General features: G+C 60.5%; 17 protein-coding genes. 14 read left to right on the forward strand and 3 right to left on the reverse strand.

Features of this window, described 5'->3' with window-relative positions:
- Positions 1-276: 276 nt before the first annotated feature.
- On the reverse strand, positions 277-1770 hold the full coding sequence (locus AO068_RS05145; protein ID WP_058407872.1) for a CoA-acylating methylmalonate-semialdehyde dehydrogenase: 1494 nt from the start codon (positions 1768-1770) through the stop codon (positions 277-279).
- A 104-nt stretch (positions 1771-1874) separates the two neighbouring features.
- Positions 1875-3221, reverse strand: a complete 1347-nt coding sequence (locus AO068_RS05150) for an aspartate aminotransferase family protein (protein ID WP_057402433.1) — start codon at positions 3219-3221, stop codon at positions 1875-1877.
- A gap of 111 nt (positions 3222-3332) precedes the next feature.
- Between AO068_RS05150 and AO068_RS05155 the strand changes: the two genes are divergently transcribed.
- From AO068_RS05155 to AO068_RS05195, 9 genes are all read left to right on the forward strand, one after another.
- On the forward strand, positions 3333-4253 hold the full coding sequence (locus AO068_RS05155; RefSeq protein WP_002555508.1) for a LysR family transcriptional regulator: 921 nt from the start codon (positions 3333-3335) through the stop codon (positions 4251-4253).
- A gap of 186 nt (positions 4254-4439) precedes the next feature.
- A complete protein-coding gene (locus tag AO068_RS05160) occupies positions 4440-5837 on the forward strand; it encodes a uracil-xanthine permease family protein (RefSeq protein WP_058407821.1) in 1398 nt (465 codons plus the stop codon).
- Between the two features lie 95 nt (positions 5838-5932).
- The gene (locus AO068_RS05165) at positions 5933-6595 is read left to right on the forward strand and encodes a TetR/AcrR family transcriptional regulator (RefSeq protein WP_058400845.1); all 663 of its coding nucleotides are present in this window, start codon (positions 5933-5935) and stop codon (positions 6593-6595) included.
- A gap of 32 nt (positions 6596-6627) precedes the next feature.
- The gene (locus AO068_RS05170; protein WP_011169640.1) at positions 6628-7221 is read left to right on the forward strand and encodes an IMPACT family protein; all 594 of its coding nucleotides are present in this window, start codon (positions 6628-6630) and stop codon (positions 7219-7221) included.
- 522 nt (positions 7222-7743) lie between these two features.
- A complete protein-coding gene (locus tag AO068_RS05175; RefSeq protein ID WP_058407822.1) occupies positions 7744-9297 on the forward strand; it encodes an ABC transporter ATP-binding protein in 1554 nt (517 codons plus the stop codon).
- Between the two features lie 11 nt (positions 9298-9308).
- Positions 9309-10409, forward strand: a complete 1101-nt coding sequence (locus AO068_RS05180) for an ABC transporter permease (RefSeq protein WP_058407823.1) — start codon at positions 9309-9311, stop codon at positions 10407-10409.
- Positions 10409-11335 (forward strand): ABC transporter permease, encoded by a 927-nt coding sequence (locus AO068_RS05185; RefSeq protein WP_004666363.1) that lies wholly within the window; start codon positions 10409-10411, stop codon positions 11333-11335. The genes AO068_RS05180 and AO068_RS05185 overlap by 1 nt, the downstream gene beginning before the upstream one ends.
- Positions 11336-11577: 242 nt before the next feature.
- Positions 11578-12267: an SDR family oxidoreductase gene (locus tag AO068_RS05190; protein ID WP_005742916.1), complete on the forward strand. Its 690-nt coding sequence runs from the start codon at positions 11578-11580 to the stop codon at positions 12265-12267.
- A gap of 123 nt (positions 12268-12390) precedes the next feature.
- Positions 12391-13746, forward strand: a complete 1356-nt coding sequence (locus AO068_RS05195; RefSeq protein WP_058407824.1) for an 8-oxoguanine deaminase — start codon at positions 12391-12393, stop codon at positions 13744-13746.
- Positions 13747-13816: 70 nt separating this feature from the next.
- Here AO068_RS05195 and AO068_RS05200 read toward each other — a convergent pair whose 3' ends face one another.
- Positions 13817-14914 carry a calcium:proton antiporter gene (locus AO068_RS05200; protein WP_057402426.1) on the reverse strand — a complete coding sequence of 366 codons (1098 nt, stop codon included), beginning with the start codon at positions 14912-14914 and terminating at the stop codon, positions 13817-13819.
- Positions 14915-15179: 265 nt separating this feature from the next.
- On the opposite strand from AO068_RS05200, the gene AO068_RS05205 reads away from it, so the two are divergent.
- The 5 genes from AO068_RS05205 (at position 15180) to AO068_RS05225 (ending at position 20097) form a co-directional block, all read left to right on the forward strand.
- Positions 15180-16100 (forward strand): Fe(3+) dicitrate ABC transporter substrate-binding protein FecB, encoded by a 921-nt coding sequence (locus AO068_RS05205; protein ID WP_058407825.1) that lies wholly within the window; start codon positions 15180-15182, stop codon positions 16098-16100.
- The gene (gene fecC / locus AO068_RS05210; RefSeq protein WP_058407826.1) at positions 16101-17090 is read left to right on the forward strand and encodes an iron-dicitrate ABC transporter permease FecC; all 990 of its coding nucleotides are present in this window, start codon (positions 16101-16103) and stop codon (positions 17088-17090) included.
- On the forward strand, positions 17087-18055 hold the full coding sequence (locus AO068_RS05215) for a FecCD family ABC transporter permease (RefSeq protein WP_058407827.1): 969 nt from the start codon (positions 17087-17089) through the stop codon (positions 18053-18055). The genes fecC and AO068_RS05215 overlap by 4 nt, the downstream gene beginning before the upstream one ends.
- 4 nt (positions 18056-18059) lie before the next feature.
- A complete protein-coding gene (gene fecE, locus AO068_RS05220) occupies positions 18060-18851 on the forward strand; it encodes a Fe(3+) dicitrate ABC transporter ATP-binding protein FecE (RefSeq protein ID WP_058407828.1) in 792 nt (263 codons plus the stop codon).
- A 151-nt stretch (positions 18852-19002) separates the two neighbouring features.
- Positions 19003-20097, forward strand: a complete 1095-nt coding sequence (locus tag AO068_RS05225) for a BMP family ABC transporter substrate-binding protein (protein ID WP_058407829.1) — start codon at positions 19003-19005, stop codon at positions 20095-20097.
- Positions 20098-20171: the final 74 nt, after the last annotated feature.

Genomic DNA, 20171 nt, shown 5'->3' on the forward strand with positions numbered 1-20171 from the left:
GAATTCTACAGCGTTACAACCGCGTGTCAAACTCTTTTTTCTCACCGCTGTCGATCACTGCTGACCCGACCCACCCCCTCGCTGACTCTTCACTCCAAACCCTTGTAAACTATTGATCTACAAGGCTTTTTTGTTTCCGTCTGCGCCGGAAGTGGGGCGAATTATAGACAGATCACAGAGGGCGTCAACCGTTAATTTCAAAAATCTGCAATTCGACTGCTGAGCCCCAATAAACACGGGAGATCCTCTTTAAAGACGATCTCCCGCCACGGGAATTTACAAGCTGGGAAATGCGAATTGCGACGCTTCATGGCTCGCACGTTGCGGCCAGCGCTGGGTAATCGCCTTGCGACGTGTGTAGAAGCGCACACCATCAGGACCGTACGCATGCAAGTCGCCGAACAGGGAACGCTTCCAGCCACCAAAGCTGTGATAGGCAACCGGGACCGGCAGCGGAACGTTGACCCCGACCATTCCCACTTCAATCTCATCGCAGAACAACCGCGCAGCTTCGCCATCACGGGTAAAGATGCAGGTGCCGTTGCCGTATTCGTGGTCGTTGATCAGTTGCATGGCTTGCTCAAGGCTATCCACACGCACGATGCACAGCACCGGCCCGAAGATCTCTTCTTTATAGATGCGCATTTGCGGCGTGACACGATCAAACAGACAGCCACCCATGAAGAAGCCCTGTTCATGCCCGGCAACCTGGAGATTGCGACCGTCCACCACCAGGGTAGCGCCCGACTGCACACCATCCTCTATATAGCCGCCGACCTTGTCGCGATGCTGACCGGTAACCAGTGGCCCCATATCCAGGCCGCAAGTCGTACCTGCGCCGATTTTCAGGCTCTGAATTTGCGGAACCAGTTTGGCCACCAACGCATCGGCGATCTGATCCCCGACGCACACCGCAACCGAAATAGCCATGCAACGCTCGCCGCAGGATCCGTAGGCAGCGCCCATCAAGGCACTCACTGCGTTGTCCAGGTCGGCATCCGGCATCAGTACCGCATGATTCTTCGCGCCACCAAGAGCCTGAACCCGCTTGCCACGCGCTGCGCCCTCTTTATAGATGTACTCGGCAATCGGTGTGGAACCGACAAAGCTCAGCGCCTTGACCTCAGGCGCTTCGATCAGCGCATCGACGGCAACCTTGTCACCGTGAACCACATTGAGCACACCCTTCGGCAGCCCGGCTTCGTGCAGCAGCTCGGCTATCAACAGCGTGGAGCTGGGATCACGTTCGGAGGGTTTGAGGATGAAGCAGTTGCCACACGCAATGGCCAGCGGGTACATCCACAGCGGCACCATGGCCGGGAAGTTGAACGGGGTGATACCGGCAACGATACCCAGCGGCTGAAAGTCAGACCACGCATCGATGTTCGGCCCGACGTTGCGGCTGTATTCACCCTTGAGCACTTCAGGCGCAGCGCAGGCGTACTCCACGTTTTCAATACCGCGCTTCAGCTCGCCCGCCGCATCTTCCAGGGTCTTGCCGTGCTCTTCACTGATCAACTGAGCAATGCGCGCTTCGTTCTGCTCCAGCAATTGCTTGAAGCGGAACATCACCTGAGCGCGCTTGGCTGGCGGTGTATTACGCCAGGCCGGAAACGCAGCCTTGGCCGAATCGATCGCCTTCTGGACCGTGTCCCGAGTGGCAAGCGCTACCGTGTGGATAACCTGGCCGGTCGACGGGTTGAACACATCTGCGGTGCGGCCATCTTCAGAAATGAACTCGCCGTGGATCAGGTGTTGAATGCTGCTCATGGAAAACTCCGGATAATTGCATCGGGCGCGAATGACTTCGCGGCCCATGCGACAAAAGCACCTGTGTAAAAGTACCTGTATAAGAAGAGAGCCTGTCAGCGTGATCAGTCGATCAGGTTCAGCGTTTCGCCAACGGCATCGAACAACCGGTCCAGGTCCTGCGCCTGACTGTTGAAAGTCGGGCCGAACTGCAAGGTGTCACCGCCAAAACGCACATAGAACCCGGCTTTCCACAGTTTCATGCCTGCCTCGAAAGGCCGCACGATGGCATCGCCGTCACGAGGTGCGATCTGGATGGCGCCTGCCAGGCCGTAGTTGCGGATGTCCACCACGTTTTTCGCGCCCTTAATTCCGTGCAGCACGCTTTCAAAATGCGGAGCGATTTCTGCTGCCTGCTGTACCAGGTTTTCACGTTGCAACAACTCCAGCGCCGCGAGCCCGGCCGCGCAAGCCACCGGATGTGCCGAATAGGTGTAGCCGTGGGGGAATTCGACGGCGTATTCCGGCGTTGGCTGATTCATGAAGGTCTGATAGATCTCGCTGCTGGCGATCACTGCACCCATGGGGATCGCGCCATTGGTGATCTGCTTGGCGATACACATCAGATCAGGCGTGACACCGAAACTGTCCGCGCCGAACATCGAGCCTGTACGGCCGAAGCCGGTAATGACTTCGTCGAATATCAGCAGGATATTGTGCTGATCACAAATCTCGCGCAGACGCTTGAGATAGCCTTGCGGCGGAACGATCACGCCGGCAGAGCCCGCCATGGGTTCGACGATTACCGCCGCGATGTTCGACGCATCGTGCAGTTCGATCAGCTTGAGCATCTCGTCGGCCAGCGCAATACCGCCTGCTTCGGGCATCCCCTTCGAATAGGCGTTGCTGGCCAGCAGCGTGTGCGGCAGATGGTCGACATCCATCAACTGGCCGAACATCTTGCGGTTGCCATTCACCCCGCCCAGGCTGGTGCCTGCCACGTTCACGCCGTGATAGCCACGCGCGCGCCCGATCATCTTGGTCTTGGTTGCCTGCCCTTTCAGCCGCCAGTAGGCGCGCACCATCTTCACTGCCGTGTCCGCGCATTCGGAACCGGAGTTGGTATAAAAGACGTGATTGAGATTGCCCGGCGTCAGTTCGGTAATCTTTTCCGCCAACTGGAACGACAGCGGATGCCCGAACTGAAAGCCCGGCGAGTAATCCAGAATGCCCAGTTGCCGGGAAACGGCTTCCTGAATTTCCTTGCGAGTATGCCCGGCCCCGCATGTCCATAGCCCGGAAAGCCCATCGTAGATCTTGCGGCCCTTGTCGTCTGTCAGATAGCTGCCATGCGCAGCCACGACCATGCGCGGATCACGCTGGAAATTTCGATTTGCGGTGTAAGGCATCCAGTGGGCATCAAGCTTCAACTGACTGGTTACAGACACATCAGACGCTTCGAACATATTCATGGGGGCAAGCCTCGCAGGCGCTAAACGAACGGTCATTGCAGCCAAGGTGTCACGCGGCTAAAGTTCATAAAACCCGATTTTCATGATCTTTGGTTTGGTAGAGACTAAACAATGAGTGTCCGTCGCCCCGATCCGCTGTCGCAGGTGAGCGATTTTGATATCCGCCTGCTGCGTATTTTCAAAAGTGTCGTTGAGGCAGGCGGTTTTTCTGCGGCTGAAAGCGTGCTCGGCATTGGCCGGTCGGCGATCAGCCAGCAAATGAGCGATCTGGAACAGCGTCTCGGCTTGCGGCTTTGCCAGCGAGGGCGGGCCGGTTTTTCGCTGACTGACGAAGGGCGTGAGGTTTATCAATCGTCATTGCAACTGCTCAGCGCGCTGGAAAGTTTCAGGACAGAGGTCAACGGCCTGCACCAGAACCTGCGCGGCGAGCTGAACATCGGCCTGACCGACAACCTGGTCACCCTCCCCCACATGCGCATTACCCATGCACTGGCCCGCCTGAAAGAACGTGGCCCGGGCGTGCACATCAATATCCGCATGATTGCCCCCGCCGAAGTCGAGCGAGGCGTACTGGACGGCGGTCTGCACGTCGGTGTCGTGCCACAGGCCAGCGCCCTGCCCGGCCTTGAATATCACCCGTTGTACAGTGAGCGCTCGCTGCTTTATTGCGCGGTGGGCCACCCGCTCTTCTACGCAGACAACTCAACGCTGGATGATGAACGCCTCGCCCAGCAGGAAGCCATTGCCCCGACCTTTCGCCTGCCCAACGATATTCAGGAGCATTATCAGGCACTGACTTGCACCGCCAGTGCTTCAGACCGCGAGGGCATCGCGTTCCTGATTCTGACTGGACGCTACATTGGCTATCTGCCAGATCATTACGCCAACGCCTGGGTGCAGGAAGGTCGACTGCGCGCGCTGAAACCGGATTCGAAGTTCTACGACCTCAACCTGGTGACCGTTACCCGAAAAGGCCGACGCCCTCATTTGGTGCTGGAGAGCTTTCTGGAAACACTGGCCGCTACCCGATGACACATTCCTGCCAGGGGCTCTTCCAGTCAGCCAGCGCCGCACAGCGCCTCGAAAACGCTATCAGGCTGATATTTATTGAAATAGTTGGACTCAAATAAAAATAACCTGAGCAACTGGACAGTTTTTTGCAGTAATCCCCGACAACGACACGCCAGTACATGGCAGTTCCCCGTCCGAGACCTTGCCATGCAGCCTGAAACACTCGATAACGATGACCTGATTTACGGCCTGAATGATCGCCCAAGACCTTTAACGGCCATATTGGCAGCGTTCCAGCATGTCCTCGCCAGCTTCGTCGGGATCATCACCCCGCCGTTGATCATCGGATCGACGCTCGGCCTGACCCAATACCTGACGTATCTGATCAGCATGGCCCTGATGGTGTCGGGCACAGGTACTTTCATTCAGGCGCGCCGCCCGTTTGGTATCGGCGCAGGCATGATCTGCCTGCAAGGCACCAGCTTTGCCTTCCTGGGCGCGGTGTTGTCCGCGGGTTTTCTGGTCAAGCAGCGCGGCGGCAGCCCGGAGGACATCATGGCGATGATCTTCGGCGTGTGCTTTTTCGGCGCGCTGGTGCAGATCGTGCTCAGTCGCTGTATTGGCCAGTTGCGACGTGTCATCACGCCGCTGGTGACCGGCATTGTCATCACGCTGATTGGCATAAGCCTGATCAAGGTAGGTGTGACAGACCTGGGCGGAGGCTTCAACGCACCTGACTTTGGCGCGCCGTTGAACCTGGCGCTGGGCGCCTTCGTTCTGGCAGTGATCATCGTACTTAATCGTTCGAATACGCCCTGGGTGCGCTTGTCGGCGATCATCATCGGCCTGGCGGTCGGCAGTCTCGCCGCCTGGTTCAGCGGCAAGCTGATTCCACAGCCGATCCACGACCTGCCCTTGATCAGCGTGCCGGTGCCGTTCCGCTTTGGTTTCAGCTTTGACTGGACCGCTTTCCTGCCGGTCGCGCTGATTTATCTGATCAGCAGTATCGAAACGGTCGGCGACCTGACGGCCAATTGCATGCTCGCCCGCCAGCCCATCAGCGGCCCAAGCTACGTGGCGCGTCTCAAGGGTGGCGTGCTGGGTGACGGCGTGAGCTGCATGATTGCCGCAACGCTCAGTGCATTCCCCAACACCACCTTTGCGCAGAACAACGGTGTGATTCAGCTGACCGGCGTTGCCAGTCGCTATGTCGGGCTGTACATCGGCGCGGTGCTGTTCGTGCTCGGGCTATTTCCGCACATTGGTGCCATCGTCCAGCAGATCCCCAAGCCGGTGCTCGGCGGCGCAACGCTGGTGATGTTCGGCAGCGTCGCGGCAGCCGGTGTGCGCATTCTGGCCCAGTCTCCGCTGGACCGACGCAGCATGCTGATCATCGCCACGTCACTGGGTGTCGGCCTGGGTATCGCAGCGCAGCCTGCGCTGCTGCATCAGATGCCCAAACTGGTACAGAACCTGTTCGATTCGGCCATCACCAGCGGCGGCATCACGGCCATTGTCATGTGCCTGCTGATTCCGGAAGGAAAAGTCGCCGCTCCCCAAAGTGATGCTACAACGGAACCCAACCCCCTTGAACAACCACGATAGGTTTCCATAGCCGCACGTGCGCCGGTGCTTGCGAGATAGTCGCCGGTGCGTTATCTGTTCATTAGTTGTGCCCTACGACCTGTCCGGAATTGCCCATGACCCTTGAAGTCCCTGCACACAGCGCTCACGTCACCAAGCCCGCAAGCCGTATTCGTCAAAAGAACGAAGAAGCGATCATCCAGGCAGCCGAAGATGAATTTGCCCGCCACGGCTTCAAGGGCACCAGCATGAACACCATTGCGCTGAAAGCCGGGCTGCCCAAAGCCAACCTGCATTACTACTTCACCAACAAGCTGGGCCTGTATGTCGCGGTACTGAGCAACATCATTGATTTGTGGGACAGCACGTTCAACCACCTGAGCGTCGACGATGATCCAGCAGAGGCACTGGCCCGCTACATTCGCGCCAAGATGGAGTTTTCGCGCCGCCAGCCACAGGCTTCGCGGATTTTCGCCATGGAGATCATCAGCGGTGGCGAATGCATGAGCGAGTATTTCAGCCAGGACTACCGCCTGTGGTTCCAGGGCCGGGCAGCGGTTTTTCAAGCCTGGATCGATGCCGGCAAGATGGACCCGGTCGACCCGGTACACCTGATTTTCCTGCTGTGGGGCAGCACCCAGCACTACGCCGATTTCGCCTCGCAGATCTGCCGCGTCACCGGTCGCTCCCGCCTGACCCGGCAAGACATGGATCAGGCCAGCAACAATCTGATCCGGATCATCCTCAAAGGTTGTGGGCTCACCCCGCCAGCCTTGTAGAATCGGCGCCTTGACGTCAGCTGGACACACGCATGCCTTTTACCCTGGTCGGCCCTTGCGAGTTTCGTGAAGAAATCCGCAAGAGCCGCTTCATCACCCTCGCCGCCCCCATCGCCAGCCCGGCCGACGCCCAGGCGTTCATCGAGCAGCACAGTGACCTCAACGCCACTCACAATTGCTGGGCCTGGAAGCTGGGTGGGCAGTATCGCAGCAACGATGACGGGGAGCCTGGCGGCACTGCGGGCAGGCCGATCCTGGCAGCCATCGAGGCGCAGGAGTTCGATCAAGTCGTGGTGCTGGTGATCCGCTGGTACGGCGGCATCCAACTGGGCACTGGCGGCCTGGCTCGCGCCTATGGCGGTGGTGCCAACAAGTGCCTGCAGCAAGCCGAGCGTCTGCCGCTGATTCAGCGTTCGTCATTCCATCTCGAATGCAGCTTCAGTGAACTGGCGCTGGTCAAGTTGCGTCTCGCGGAAGTCAACGGCCTGCTGGAGAGTGAAAACTTCACTGCCACTGGCGTGCAGATGGCAATCGCGATAGGCCCCGAGCATGCCGACACGCTGCAACGGCAACTGGCCGATCTGAGCCGCGGCAGAATCGTTTTGCACAAGACCACGACGGAGTAGGCAACGCGACAGCAATTGCCCACATCTACTGTGCATCCGGCTGTGGATAAGCTGAGTACACTCCAATGCGGGCCTTGCCGGGCTTGCGTTTCAGACGAATGATCATTTTTTGAGCAATCGCCTGTCGTGGATCCATAAACGATGCAAAAACAGTCTGTTAGCGCTCCTTAGCACCTTTGGACGCTAACCACCGGCGTATTATTCTCTCCTTGCCCGCTTGCGCACATTATCTGTGGAAGAACCTGTGGATAACAGGTGCAAGGGTCGCGCATCCACATAACGCTCCTCGCTTGACGCCTGCTGTACATTTTTTACTCAAATCAAAGAGCCACATTTGCCCCTTGCTCCGTCAGCGCGCCCCGAACTGGTGCCGAAATGATCGCGTTAGGTTGTCACTGCACGGTCATGAATAGCGAAAACGCCTTACTCAGCCTTGAATGAACGCACAGGGCCGGAATCCTGACTCCTTGGCCAGGATTTTGCTTTATCCACACGCGACCCACTTCTGCCTTCGAGCCTTTCATGTCAAACCACGCGATACCTGCGCGTCTACAACTGCGCCACATCACTAAACGGTATCCCGGCTGCCTGGCCAACGACGCTGTCGACCTGACGATTCAGCCCGGCGAAATTCATGCCCTGCTGGGAGAGAACGGCGCCGGTAAAAGCACGCTGATGAAGATCATCTATGGCGTGACGCAACCCGACGCAGGGTCGATCATCTGGCAAGGCCAGGCGCAGACCATGCGCAATCCGGCACAGGCCAGAAGCCTGGGGATCGGCATGGTGTTCCAGCATTTCTCGCTGTTCGAAACCCTCAGTGTCGCGCAAAACATCGCCCTGGCGATGGGCGCGGCGGCAGGCACGCCCAAGCAACTGGAACCGCGCATTCGCGAAGTTTCGCAACGCTACGGCATGGCAGTGGAGCCCCAGCGCCTGGTCCACAGCCTGTCGATTGGCGAGCGGCAGAAAGTCGAAATCATTCGCTGCCTGATGCAGGACATTCGTCTTTTGATCCTCGACGAGCCCACGTCAGTGCTCACCCCCCAGGAAGCGGAAGAGCTGTTCGTGACCCTCAGGCATCTGGCCGCAGAGGGCTGCAGCATTCTGTTTATCAGTCACAAGCTGGGCGAGGTTCGTGCCCTGTGTCACAGCGCAACCGTCCTGCGCAACGGTAAGGTATCCGGGCACTGTATCCCGGCTGAATGCTCCGATCTGGAGCTGGCGCGCTTGATGGTCGGTGATGCCGAAGGGTTGACCGCGCACTACGACAAAGTCAGCGGCAGCGAAGCCTTTCTGCGCGTCGACAAGCTGTCCTGGCACAATCCGGACCCGTTCGGCTGCTCACTGAAAGACCTGAGCCTGGAAGTACGCAGCGGCGAAATCGTCGGCATCGCGGGCGTGGCCGGCAATGGTCAGGATGAATTGCTGGCGCTGCTGAGTGGCGAACAGACTTTGCCTCATGCCCAGGCGGCGACCCTGCGCTTCAAAGACACCCCGGTCGGCGACCTGCGCCCCGACGCCCGCCGCAAACACGGGCTGGCATTCGTCCCGGCCGAGCGCCTGGGGCATGGCGCAGTGCCGGAACTCAGTCTTGCCGACAACGCGCTGCTTACCGCCTTTCAGCAAGGGCTGGTGAACAATGGCCTGATCCAGCGCAGCAAGGTGCGCGCACTGGCCGACGAAATTATCCGTCGCTTTGCGGTCAAGACGCCGGATGCACAGGCCGCGGCGCGCAGCCTGTCGGGTGGCAACCTGCAGAAATTCATCCTTGGTCGGGAAATACTGCAAAACCCCAAACTGCTGATTGCCGCGCACCCGACCTGGGGCGTGGATGTCGGTGCTGCCGCAGCGATTCACCGGGCATTGATTGCCTTGCGTGACGCGGGGGCGGCCATTCTGGTGATTTCCGAAGACCTGGACGAGTTGTTCCAGATCAGCGACCGACTCGCCGCCCTGAGCGGCGGCCAGCTTTCCGACCTGATCCCCACTGAACAGACCAGCACCGTGCAAATCGGCGGCTGGATGGCGGGACAGTTCGATCATTCTCACACCCAGGCCCATACGGCGGGTTAACGGAGCAAAAGATGCTGCTTTCTCTGGAACCGCGCGGCCAGCAATCGCGCGCCATGTTGTGGTGTTCCCCTTTACTGGCTGCGGTGCTGACCCTGGTCTGCGGCTCGCTGCTGTTCATCGGCCTGGGGCTCAACCCCTGGGTGACGCTGCACACCTTGCTGATCGCACCGGTCAGCGACTGGTATGGCGTGTCGGAATTGATGGTCAAAACCTTACCTATTCTGCTCTGCGCGCTGGGCCTGGCGGTCGCGTATCAAGCGCGTATCTGGAACATCGGCGCGGAAGGCCAGTTGCTGCTCGGCGCGCTGGCAGGCAGTGCCGTGGCGGTGAATATCATCGAGATGGAAAGTCGCTGGGCCTTGGTCATGGTGCTGCTGGCCGGCACCCTGGCAGGCGCGGCCTGGGCGGGCGTGACCGCCTGGCTGCGCACGCACTTCAATGCCAATGAAATCCTCACCAGCATCATGCTCAACTACATCGCCCTCAACTTGTTGCTGTACTTCGTGCACGGGCCGCTCAAAGACCCGGCCGGCATGAACTTCCCGGAGTCTGCGACTTTTGGCGACGCCAGCCGTCTGCCGCTGCTGATGGAAGATGGCCGCGCGCACATTGGCGTGTACTTCGCGCTGCTGGCACTGGTCGCAGTCTGGGTATTGCTGCAGCGCAGCTTTGTCGGTTTCCAGATCAAGGTACTCGGGCTCGACAAGCGTGCTGCCGGTTTCGTCGGCTTTCGCGAGAAGCGACTGGTATGGCTGGCGCTGTTGATCAGTGGCGCACTGGCCGGTCTGGCGGGTGTGTCGGAAGTGACCGGGCCGATCGGCCAACTGGTGCCGCAGGTCTCGCCGGGTTACGGCTATGCCGCGATCACCGTGGCTTTTCTCGGACGCCTCAACCCCATCGGCATTCTGTTCTCCAGCCTGCTGATCGCCTTGCTGTACCTGGGCGGTGAAAGCGCACAAATGACCTTGAACCTGCCCTTGGCAATCACGCAATTGTTTCAGGGGATGATGCTGTTCTTCCTGCTGGCCTGTGATGTGCTGATTCTCTATCGCCCACGTTTGAAACTGCACTGGGCCAAGCGCCAGATGACAGCCGTCACAGGAGCCGCATGATGGATATCGACCTGCTGAGCAACATTTTCTATGCCATGGTCCGCTGCGGAACGCCCTTGCTGCTGGTGGCGCTGGGCGAACTGATCTGCGAAAAAAGCGGCGTCATCAACCTGGGTCAGGAAGGCATGATGCTGTTTGGCGCGGTGATCGGTTTCATCATCGCCCTGAGTACCGGCAACTTATGGCTGGGCGTGCTGCTGGCGATGCTCGCGGGCATGCTGCTGTCGGCACTGTTTGCGCTGGTGGCGCTGGTGTTCAACGCCAATCAGGTCGCGACCGGGCTGGCGCTGACCATCTTCGGTGTCGGCCTCTCCAGCTTCGTCGGCGCCGCCTGGGTCGGCAAGCCATTGAGCGGTTTCGAACCGGTGGCCATCCCGCTGCTGAGTGACATTCCGCTGATCGGCCGCATGCTGTTTGCCCAGGACCTGCTGGTCTACCTGTCCTTCGCCTTGTTCGCTTTGGTCGCCTGGGCGCTGCTGAAAAGCAGGGTCGGGCTGATTATTCAGGCGGTCGGCGAAAACCCCGATGCGGCCAGCGCCATGGGCTTGCCGGTGTTGCGCGTGCGCACCCTTGCGGTGCTGTTCGGCGGCGCAATGGCTGGGCTGGCCGGGGCTTACCTGTCGCTGGCCTATACGCCGATGTGGGCGGAAAACATGAGCGCCGGACGCGGCTGGATAGCCCTGGCGCTGGTGGTATTCGCCAGCTGGCGCGTGTGGCGTCTGCTGCTCGGTGCCTATCTGTTCGGCCTCGCCAGCATCCTGCATCTGGTCGCGCAAGGCATCGGCCTGGCCATCCCGTCCAACCTGCTGGCGATGCTGCCCTACCTCGCCACCATCATCGTCCTCGTCCTGCTCTCCCGCGACGCCCTGCGCACCCGGCTGTATGCGCCGGTATCGCTGGGCCAGCCATGGCGGGCGGGTCATTGAGGAGCTAGCGGCGCAGATGGTTGACGCAGAGCGTCATGAACGGCATTCCCACGCTGGAGCGTGCGGAACGATAATCCCGACTATCGCGCCAATGCTCAGCGTCAGACATCTACCTTGAACGTTTCCGGCTCATGGAGATTCCAACACTGCATAGGCAGTAGTACGCTGCGGGGTCGAAACTTTCGAGAGGCCCTGCTGGCGCTGCCATGGAGTCTGTCTCTCAATTTGCCAAGGAATCATTCATGACCACTACCAAGAAAACCGCCCTCATCATCGGTGCTTCGCGTGGCCTCGGGCTCGGGCTGGTGCAGCGCCTGACCGAACAGGGCTGGCAGGTCACCGCCACGGTACGTGATCCGCAGAACGCCGAAAACCTCAAAGCGGTAGAAGGCGTGCGCATCGAAGCGGTGGATCTGGACGAACCTGCTTCGCTGGAAGTGCTGGTCCAGAAGCTGCGTGGCGAGGTGTTCGACGTGCTGTTCGTCAATGCCGGGATTACCGGTGCGCAACACCAGAGCGCGGCAAAGTCGACCGCCGCCGAGCTTGGGCAGTTGTTCCTGACCAACGCTGTAGCGCCGATTCGTCTGGCCGAGCGCTTCGTTGAGCAAATCCGTCCCGGCACGGGCGTCCTGGCGTTCATGAGTTCGTGGCTGGGCAGCGTCACTTGCCCGGACGGCGCAAACCTTGCGCTGTACAAGGCCAGCAAGGCTGCACTCAATTCGATGACCAATACCTTTGTCACCGAGCTGGGCGAGAACCGTCCTACCGTGCTGTCGATGCATCCGGGTTGGGTGAAGACCGACATGGGCGGCGAAAATGCCGCCATCGACGTCATGACCAGCACCACCGGGCTTGTCGAACAGCTCAATGCCTACGCAGGCAAGGGCGGCCATCACTTCATCGACTACCAGGGCAAGACGATTGCCTGGTAATCGGCTGCTCGACTAGAATCGCCGTCCTTCGCTGGGGCGCACCTGACCCCGGCGACCCTGGATCAGCAGACAGGGCAACACTGAGCTGGCTAACCTGAACCTGTCTTTCAGAGGAGCCGGCCCATGCCTGCGATCCGTATCTGGTTGAAAAATCCCCTTGCCGTGTTCACTGCCAATGACCTGGACGCCCGTGGCGGTCTGGTGATCGAAGGCGGCATCATCACTGAAGTGCTGGCCGTCGGGCAGCTCCCGTCAAAGCCCTGCACACAAACATTCGATGCCCGCGAGCATGTGCTGCTGCCGGGGCTGATCAACACGCATCATCACTTCTACCAAACCCTCACGCGGGCCTGGGCACCAGTGGTCAATCAGCCGTTGTTCCCTTGGCTGAAAACCCTGTACCCGGTGTGGGCGCGCCTGACGCCGGAGAAGCTCGCAGTCGCCAGCAAGGTTGCGCTGGCTGAATTGCTGCTGTCGGGTTGCACAACGGCTGCCGACCACCACTATCTGTTTCCCGACGGGCTGGAACACGCCATCGATGTTCAGGTACAAAGCGTCCGCGAGTTGGGTATGCGCGCGATGCTGACGCGTGGTTCGATGAGCCTTGGTGAGGCGGATGGGGGTTTGCCGCCACAGCAAACCGTGCAGCAGGGCGAGGTGATTCTGGCCGACAGTCAGCGCCTGATCGAGACCTATCACGAGCGCGGCGATGGTGCGCAGATCCAGATCGCGCTGGCACCCTGCTCGCCGTTTTCGGTCACGCCGCAGATCATGTCCGAGAGTTCGGCCATGGCAGAAAAACTCGACGTGCGCCTGCACACGCATCTGGCTGAAACCCTCGACGAAGAGGACTTCTGCCTGCAGCGCTTCGGCTTGCGCACCGTGGATTATCTGGACAGCGTCGGCTGGCTCGGCCCGCGCACCTGGCTGGCCCACGGCATTCATTTCAACCCCGACGAGATTGCCCGCCTCGGCGCTGCGGGCACCGGCGTCTGTCACTGCCCAAGCTCGAACATGCGCCTGGCTTCTGGCATCTGCCCGACGCTGGAGCTGATCGCTGCCGGCGCGCCGCTGGGACTCGGGGTCGATGGTTCGGCGTCCAACGATGCATCGAACATGATCCTCGAAACCCGCCAGGCGCTTTACCTGCAGCGCCTGCGCTACGGCGCCGAGAAAATCACCCCGCAACTTGTGCTGGGCTGGGCCACCAAGGGGTCAGCGCAATTACTGGGACGTACCGATATCGGTGAGCTGGCGGTGGGTAAACAGGCCGATCTGGCGCTGTTCAAGCTGGACGAACTGCGCTTTTCCGGCAGCCATGATCCGCTCTCGGCGCTGTTGCTGTGCGGCGCCGACCGTGCCGACCGAGTGATGGTTGGCGGTCGGTGGCGAGTGATTGACGGGCAGGTTGAAGGCCTGGATATCAAGCAGCTGATTGCCGATCACAGCCAGGCAGCGCGAGAGTTGATTCAGGGCTGAACGTGCGCAGCGATAATCTCAACTATCGTGCGACGCTCTGCGTCCTCTCGTGACGCAGAGCGTGGGAGCCCTAAAGCCCCAGGCACGACAGCATGATGAACGTCGCGAACAGCACGAAGTGGGTCATGCCTTCGATGGCGTTGGTTTCGCCGTCGTTGAGGTTGATGGCGGACACCAGCAGGGTGATGAAGATCATCACGGTCTGCACCGGCGTCATGGCCATCTGGAAAGGCTGGCCACTGTAAAGCGCCATGGCTTCCATGACCGGAACGGTCAGGATCACGGTGGACAACGATGCGCCCAAAGCGATGTTGACCACCGACTGCATGCGGTTGGCGAGTGCCGCACGCAGAGCGGTCAGAATCTCCGGCGCTGCGGAAATGGCGGCCACCAGAATGGCGGTCATCACTGGCGGTGCACCCGTCCCTTCAAGACCCAGGTCGACCGTCTTGGACATCACTTCAGCGAGCGCACCGATCACCACCACGCCGGTGACCAGTGTGGCAATCGAGCGGGTCAGGTTGACCGGTTCTGCATGCTGCTCAGCCTGATCCGAGCCCTGGCGTTTTTTCTTTTCCGGGTAGCTGTAGCTGAAAAAGTAGCTGTGCGGGCCGACCTGCATGCGCAGGAACAGCGTGTAGAGCAGAATCATCGCGCCAATGGTGAACGCCGAATAGATCTTCCAGTCGCCTTTGGGGATGAACTCGGGCACCACCATCGACACGCCCATCGCGGTGAGGATCATCACGCTATAGGTGCGCGCCGAGTCATCGTTATAGGACTGCTCGCCGTGCTTGATACCGCCCATCAGCGCGGCCAGGCCAAGGATGCCGTTGATGTCGAGCATGACCGCCGAGTAAATGGTGTCTCGCACCAGCGTCGGCGATGGTTCGTTGCTCATCATGATCGCCAGAATCACCACTTCGACCAGCACCGCCGAGAGCGTGAGGATCATCGTCCCGTAGGGATCACCGACCTTTTCCGCGAGCATCTCGGCGTGATGCGCGACGCGCATCGAGGCGCAGACGATGAAGCCGACCAGCGCCAACCCGGAAACCAGTGCGACGACCTGTCCGTTGCCCAGCAGTACATGCTCCAGCGGATAGGCGACAAACATGGCAATGATTGCCAGCAGTAGAAACTTTTCTTGCTTGAGCAAAGCGCCCATTACTTTCTCCAAACCCTTGCGACAGATCGCCGCGGATAGTCATGAACGTGTCTGTCATTGAAGCCGTTCAGAGTGCGGTGTGTGACAAAAGGTTTCAACAAATGACCCGAATGAGAACTGCACCCACACGTAAATGACTTTTGATCCCGTCGTCACGATGTGAAATAGTGCCCGCCGTTTTCAACAATAGTGCCCGCCGTTTTCTTCGCGGCCTTCAGGGCGCGCCTGTTTTCATGATTCCGCTTTGTTAGAAAGGACCTTCGCCATGCGTGCTTTTCGACTTCCGCATATGCTGGCTTGCGGCCTGCTGACCCTGATGGCCAGCGCAGCCCAGGCCGCGCCTATCGATATCGATGACGGTCAACACAAAGTCCACCTGCCCAACGCCCCCAAACGCGTAGTGGTGCTGGAGTTCTCGTTTCTCGACGGTCTGGCGTCGGTCGGCGTAACGCCCGTCGGTGCCGCGGACGATGGCGATGCCAACCGGGTACTGCCCAAAGTGCGCAACGCCGTAGGCGAATGGCAGTCCGTGGGACTGCGCTCGCAACCCAATATAGAAGTGATCGCGCGGCTCAAGCCGGACCTGATCATTGCCGACCTCGGCCGCCATCAGGCGCTTTACAACGATCTGGCCAGCCTGGCACCGACATTGATGCTGCCGTCGCGCGGCGAGGATTATCAGGGCAGCCTGAAATCTGCCGAGCTGATCGGCGTGGCGCTGGGCAAAGGCCCAGAGATGCAGGCGCGGATCGCGGAGAACCGCCAGCACCTGAAGACTGTCGCCGAGCAGATTCCGGCCAACACCAACGTGCTGTTCGGCGTCGCCCGCGAAGACAGCTTCTCGGTACATGGCCCGCACTCGTACGCGGGCAGCGTGTTGCAGGCGATCGGTCTGAAGGTCCCGGAAGTACGCAAAGACGCCGCGCCCACCGAATTCGTCAGCCTGGAGCAGTTGCTGGCATTGGACCCGAACTGGTTGCTGGTCGGTCATTATCGTCGCCCGAGCATCGTCGACAGCTGGAGCAAGCAGCCGCTGTGGCAGGTGCTTGGCGCAGTACGTAACAAGCAGGTAGCTGAAGTGGATGGCGACAGCTGGGCGCGCAATCGCGGGATCATGGCGTCCGAGCAGATCGCCGACGATGCGCTTGCCGTACTCAAGGGCGGCAAGGCCGTGCTGAACCCGTAAATGCGCCGCTGGCTGATGGCGGGCGTGATCACCGCGACCTGCCTGGGACTGTTCTGGGTGTCGCTGTTCGCCCTGTCTTCGTTCAGCATTCGTCAGGTGGATGCCTGGAACGGACTGTTCACGCAGGGTCGCGAGGGCGGCAACATCGCTTATATCGTTGCGCAATTGCGCGTGCCACGCGCCTTGTGCGCGGCGCTGGTCGGTGCCTGCCTCGGCGTGGCCGGGGCCTTGATGCAGGGCATCACGCGCAACCGTCTGGCCTCCCCCTCATTGTTTGGCGTTACGGCGGGCGCGGCGCTGGGGCTGGCGCTGTTTTCCACCGGGCTGGTCGCCCTGCCCCTCCCCGGCGGCGCGCTGCTGATGACCTGCCTCGGTGGTGCGTTGGCATGGATCACAGTGTTCAGTCTTGGCGGCGCATGGTCGCCTGCCACCGCTCAGGGGCGACTGGTACTGGCGGGTGTAGCCGTCGCCGCGTTGTGCGCCGCCTTGACCCGCCTCACTGTAATTCTTGTCGAAGCGCAGGCGCAAAGTGTCCTCAACTGGCTGGCCGGATCGCTGGCCAATGTCGGCGCGGCGCAATTGCAATTGCTCTGGCCGTGCACGCTGATCGGCGTGGTGCTGGCGATTGCCTGTGCGCCGCGCTTGAACCTGATCAACCTCGGCGAAGACGCTGCCCGGTCACTGGGTGTACGCATCGGTGCCTTGCGCCTGCTGGTGTTCGTGGTCAGCCTGCTGCTGGTCGGTGCCAGCGTCTGTGCGGTGGGGCCGATAGCGTTTGTCGGCCTGATCGCGCCGAACATTGCTCGCCAATGGCTGGGCAATGACTACCGCTGGTTGATCCCGATCAGCGCCGGACTGGGTGCGGCTATCGTGCTGGCTTCCGACCTGATCAGCCGCGCCGTGGCATTCCCCGTGGAAACGCCGGCCGGCGTGGTCACGGCGTTGATTGGCGCGCCGTTCTTTCTGTTTCTGGCGAGGCGCGCGCTATGAACCAGTCCCGCTCACGGCTGTTGTTGCTGATTGTGTTGCTGGTACTGGCCCTGCTGTTGAGCCTCAGCGCGGGCACCGTCTGGCTGACGCCCGGCGCGGTGCTTGATCATCTGATCGCCCACGACAGCAAGGACTTCGAGGTCTGGAATCACCGTCTGCCACGCGGTTTGATCGCAATCATGACCGGCTGCGCCTTCGGCCTGGCGGGCGCCATCGTGCAAGGCGTGATCCGCAACCCGCTGGCCTCGCCGGAAATTCTTGGCGTGACCCAGGGCGCAGGGCTGGCGTTGACCATCGCGATTATCGGCCTGCCGCAATTGCCGGTGTCCGCGCTGCCGTTTGTGGCGTGTCTGGGCGGTGCGGCGGGGGCATTGCTGCTGGCGTTGTACAACACCGGCGTGCAGTTTTCCGGGGTGCGTTTCGCGCTCTCCGGAGTGGCGATTGCGGTGACGCTGTCGAGCATCACCGAATTCCTGATTCTGTCCAACCCGCTGGATATCAATACCGCCCTGCTGGCCCTGACCGGCAGTTTGTGGAGCCGTAACTGGCACCATGTGTGGCTGGCCTCGCCGCTTCTGCTGTTGATCCCGCTCAGCTTGCTGCTGGCCAAACCGCTGAACCTGATCGGCCTGGGCGATGAAGCCGCACAAAGCCTGGGCACCGGCCTCAAACGTACGCGCTGGCTGGCGATGGGCAGTGCCGTGCTGTTGACCAGCCTGGGCGTGGGCATCATCGGACCGGTGAGTTTTGTCGGGCTGGTCGCGCCACACATGGCCCGCCGTCTGGTCGGTGGTCATCATCAATACCTGCTGCCCGCCTCCATGGTATTGGGCGCGTTATTGCTGGTGCTGGCCGATACGCTGGGGCGCACATTGATCGCCCCCAGCGAGATCCCCGCCGGTATTCTCACGGCGGTGATCGGCGCTCCGTATTTCCTCTGGCTGCTGGCCCGATTCAAAGGTTGATCCCATGAGTATTCTGAAGGCGCAGCAACTCGACATCGGCTACGGCGCAACGCGGATCGTGCAAGACCTGTCATTCAGCCCGCCGCCAGCCCAGGTCACCGCGCTGATCGGCCCCAACGGTTGCGGCAAATCCACACTGCTCAAGGCGTTTGCACGGATTCTCACCCCGCAATCGGGCAGCCTGAGTCTCGACGGCAAAGCCTACAGCCAGCTCTCCGCCAAAGAGCTGGCCCGCAAGGTGGCTTTTTTGCCGCAAGTGCTGCCCATTCCGGAAGGCGTCAGTGTGCGTCAACTGGTGGCTTACGGTCGCAGCCCGCACAACAGCATGTGGGGACGCTTGAGCGGCGCCGATCAGCACAGTGTCGAGCAGGCCCTGCAACGCATGGAATTGCAAACCCTGGCCGAACGGCCGTTGTCCGACCTTTCCGGCGGGCAGCGCCAGCGAGCGTGGCTGGCGATGATCCTCGCGCAGGACGCCGCCATCGTCCTGCTCGACGAGCCCACCACGTATCTGGACATCAGCCATCAGGTCGAACTGCTGGACCTGATGCGCGAACTCAGCGCCGAAGGCAAAACCGTGATTACCGTGCTGCACGACATCAATCAGGCCTGTCGCTATGCCGACCATCTGGCGGTCATGCAGGGTGGACGTCTGGTGACCTGCGGCGCGCCGGGCGAGGTGCTGACAGCCGAGCTGGTCTGCCAGGTGTTCGATGTGCAGGTGCAGATCATGCGCGAACCCGTGGCCGGTACGCCGATGTGCATCGTCGAGCGCAGCACGCGCTGCACCAGTTAGCGGCGTAGCCTGCCGCGTCTGCACCTTCCCGCTGCATGGTGAAACAGGCAGGCAAGCGGCAAAGCGCGCCAGCATCGTAAGTTGTCCTGTTGGTCAGTTATTTGCATTGTCGGGGTATGCACTCCAACAAGACCGCAAGGAGCTAGACCCGATGCACCTGACCAACCCACGTCGTCCTCTGAAAAAACTGCTGTGTGCCATGGCCGCCGTTGTCGGCATTGGCTCCAGCCTGCTCGCCTCGGCAGCCGATCCGCTGAAGGTCGGATTCGTCTACATCGGCCCCATTGGCGACCACGGCTGGACCTATCAGCATGAACAGGGCCGCCAGGCGATGGTCAAGGCGCTGGGTGACAAGGTCACCAGCAGCTACGTGGAAAACGTGCCTGAAGGCGCGGACGCCGAACGGGTTATCCGCAACATGGCCAAGGGCGGCTATGACCTGATCTTCAGTACCTCGTTCGGCTACATGAACCCCACGCTGAAAGTCGCCAAGCAGTTCCCCAAGGTGAAGTTCGAGCACGCGACCGGCTACAAGCAGGACAAGAACATGGGCACTTATCTGGCCCGTACCTATGAGGGTCGCTACGTGAGCGGTTACATCGCCGCGAAAATGACCAAGACCAAGAAAATCGGGTATGTCGCCTCATTCCCGATCCCTGAAGTGCTGCGTGACATCGACGCCATCCAGCTGGCGCTGAACAAATACAATCCGGGCACCGAGATCAAAGTGGTGTGGGTCAACTCCTGGTTCGATCCGGGCAAGGAAGCCGATGCTGCCAACGCACTCATCGATCAGGGCGTTGACGTGGTCTTCCAGCACACCGACAGCCCTGCGCCGATCCAGACCGCCGAGCGTCGTGGCGTGTATGCCGTCGGTTATGCCTCGGACATGGCTCACTTTGGACCGAAAGCAGTGCTGACCTCCATCGTCAACAACTGGGGCCCGCATTACATTCAGGCCGCCGAAGGCGCAATCGCAGGCACCTGGAAACCACAGGATTACTGGGGCGGCCTGAAAGAGGGTACGGTCGATTTGCCGATCAGCGACGTGGTGCCTGCTGATGTAAAGGCTGAGGCGCAGAAGATCATCGCCAGCATCGAAAGCGGCGAATTCCATCCGTTCACCGGGCCGATCAAGGACCAGAACGGTACCGTGAAAATTGCTGACGGCGTGGTTGCAACCAACGCTGAGCTGGCGTCGATGAACTATTACGTCGAAGGGATCAAGGCCGAACTGCCTAAATAACCGCCTGGCGTCTCGTGCCTGCTTCGGCGGGCACGCTCATCGACAGCGAACACTACATGATTTCCAGGACCGTT

It is taken from the genome of Pseudomonas sp. ICMP 3272 (assembly GCF_001466905.1).
Lineage (GTDB): Bacteria > Pseudomonadota > Gammaproteobacteria > Pseudomonadales > Pseudomonadaceae > Aquipseudomonas > Aquipseudomonas amygdali.

What these genes read in the sequence shown, in the direction of transcription:
- AO068_RS05185 (WP_004666363.1), top strand. Translation starts at nt 10,409, where the DNA reads ATGGATATCGACCTGCTGAGCAACATTTTCTATGCCATGGTCCGCTGC.
- AO068_RS05160 (WP_058407821.1), top strand. Translation starts at nt 4,440, where the DNA reads ATGCAGCCTGAAACACTCGATAACGATGACCTGATTTACGGCCTGAAT.
- fecC (WP_058407826.1), top strand. Translation starts at nt 16,101, where the DNA reads ATGCGCCGCTGGCTGATGGCGGGCGTGATCACCGCGACCTGCCTGGGA.
- AO068_RS05180 (WP_058407823.1), top strand. Translation starts at nt 9,309, where the DNA reads ATGCTGCTTTCTCTGGAACCGCGCGGCCAGCAATCGCGCGCCATGTTG.
- AO068_RS05150 (WP_057402433.1), bottom strand. Translation starts at nt 3,221, where the DNA reads ATGAATATGTTCGAAGCGTCTGATGTGTCTGTAACCAGTCAGTTGAAG.
- fecE (WP_058407828.1), top strand. Translation starts at nt 18,060, where the DNA reads ATGAGTATTCTGAAGGCGCAGCAACTCGACATCGGCTACGGCGCAACG.
- AO068_RS05200 (WP_057402426.1), bottom strand. Translation starts at nt 14,914, where the DNA reads ATGGGCGCTTTGCTCAAGCAAGAAAAGTTTCTACTGCTGGCAATCATT.
- AO068_RS05170 (WP_011169640.1), top strand. Translation starts at nt 6,628, where the DNA reads ATGCCTTTTACCCTGGTCGGCCCTTGCGAGTTTCGTGAAGAAATCCGC.
- AO068_RS05195 (WP_058407824.1), top strand. Translation starts at nt 12,391, where the DNA reads ATGCCTGCGATCCGTATCTGGTTGAAAAATCCCCTTGCCGTGTTCACT.
- AO068_RS05215 (WP_058407827.1), top strand. Translation starts at nt 17,087, where the DNA reads ATGAACCAGTCCCGCTCACGGCTGTTGTTGCTGATTGTGTTGCTGGTA.
- AO068_RS05155 (WP_002555508.1), top strand. Translation starts at nt 3,333, where the DNA reads ATGAGTGTCCGTCGCCCCGATCCGCTGTCGCAGGTGAGCGATTTTGAT.
- AO068_RS05225 (WP_058407829.1), top strand. Translation starts at nt 19,003, where the DNA reads ATGCACCTGACCAACCCACGTCGTCCTCTGAAAAAACTGCTGTGTGCC.
- AO068_RS05145 (WP_058407872.1), bottom strand. Translation starts at nt 1,770, where the DNA reads ATGAGCAGCATTCAACACCTGATCCACGGCGAGTTCATTTCTGAAGAT.
- AO068_RS05190 (WP_005742916.1), top strand. Translation starts at nt 11,578, where the DNA reads ATGACCACTACCAAGAAAACCGCCCTCATCATCGGTGCTTCGCGTGGC.
- AO068_RS05175 (WP_058407822.1), top strand. Translation starts at nt 7,744, where the DNA reads ATGTCAAACCACGCGATACCTGCGCGTCTACAACTGCGCCACATCACT.
- AO068_RS05165 (WP_058400845.1), top strand. Translation starts at nt 5,933, where the DNA reads ATGACCCTTGAAGTCCCTGCACACAGCGCTCACGTCACCAAGCCCGCA.
- AO068_RS05205 (WP_058407825.1), top strand. Translation starts at nt 15,180, where the DNA reads ATGCGTGCTTTTCGACTTCCGCATATGCTGGCTTGCGGCCTGCTGACC.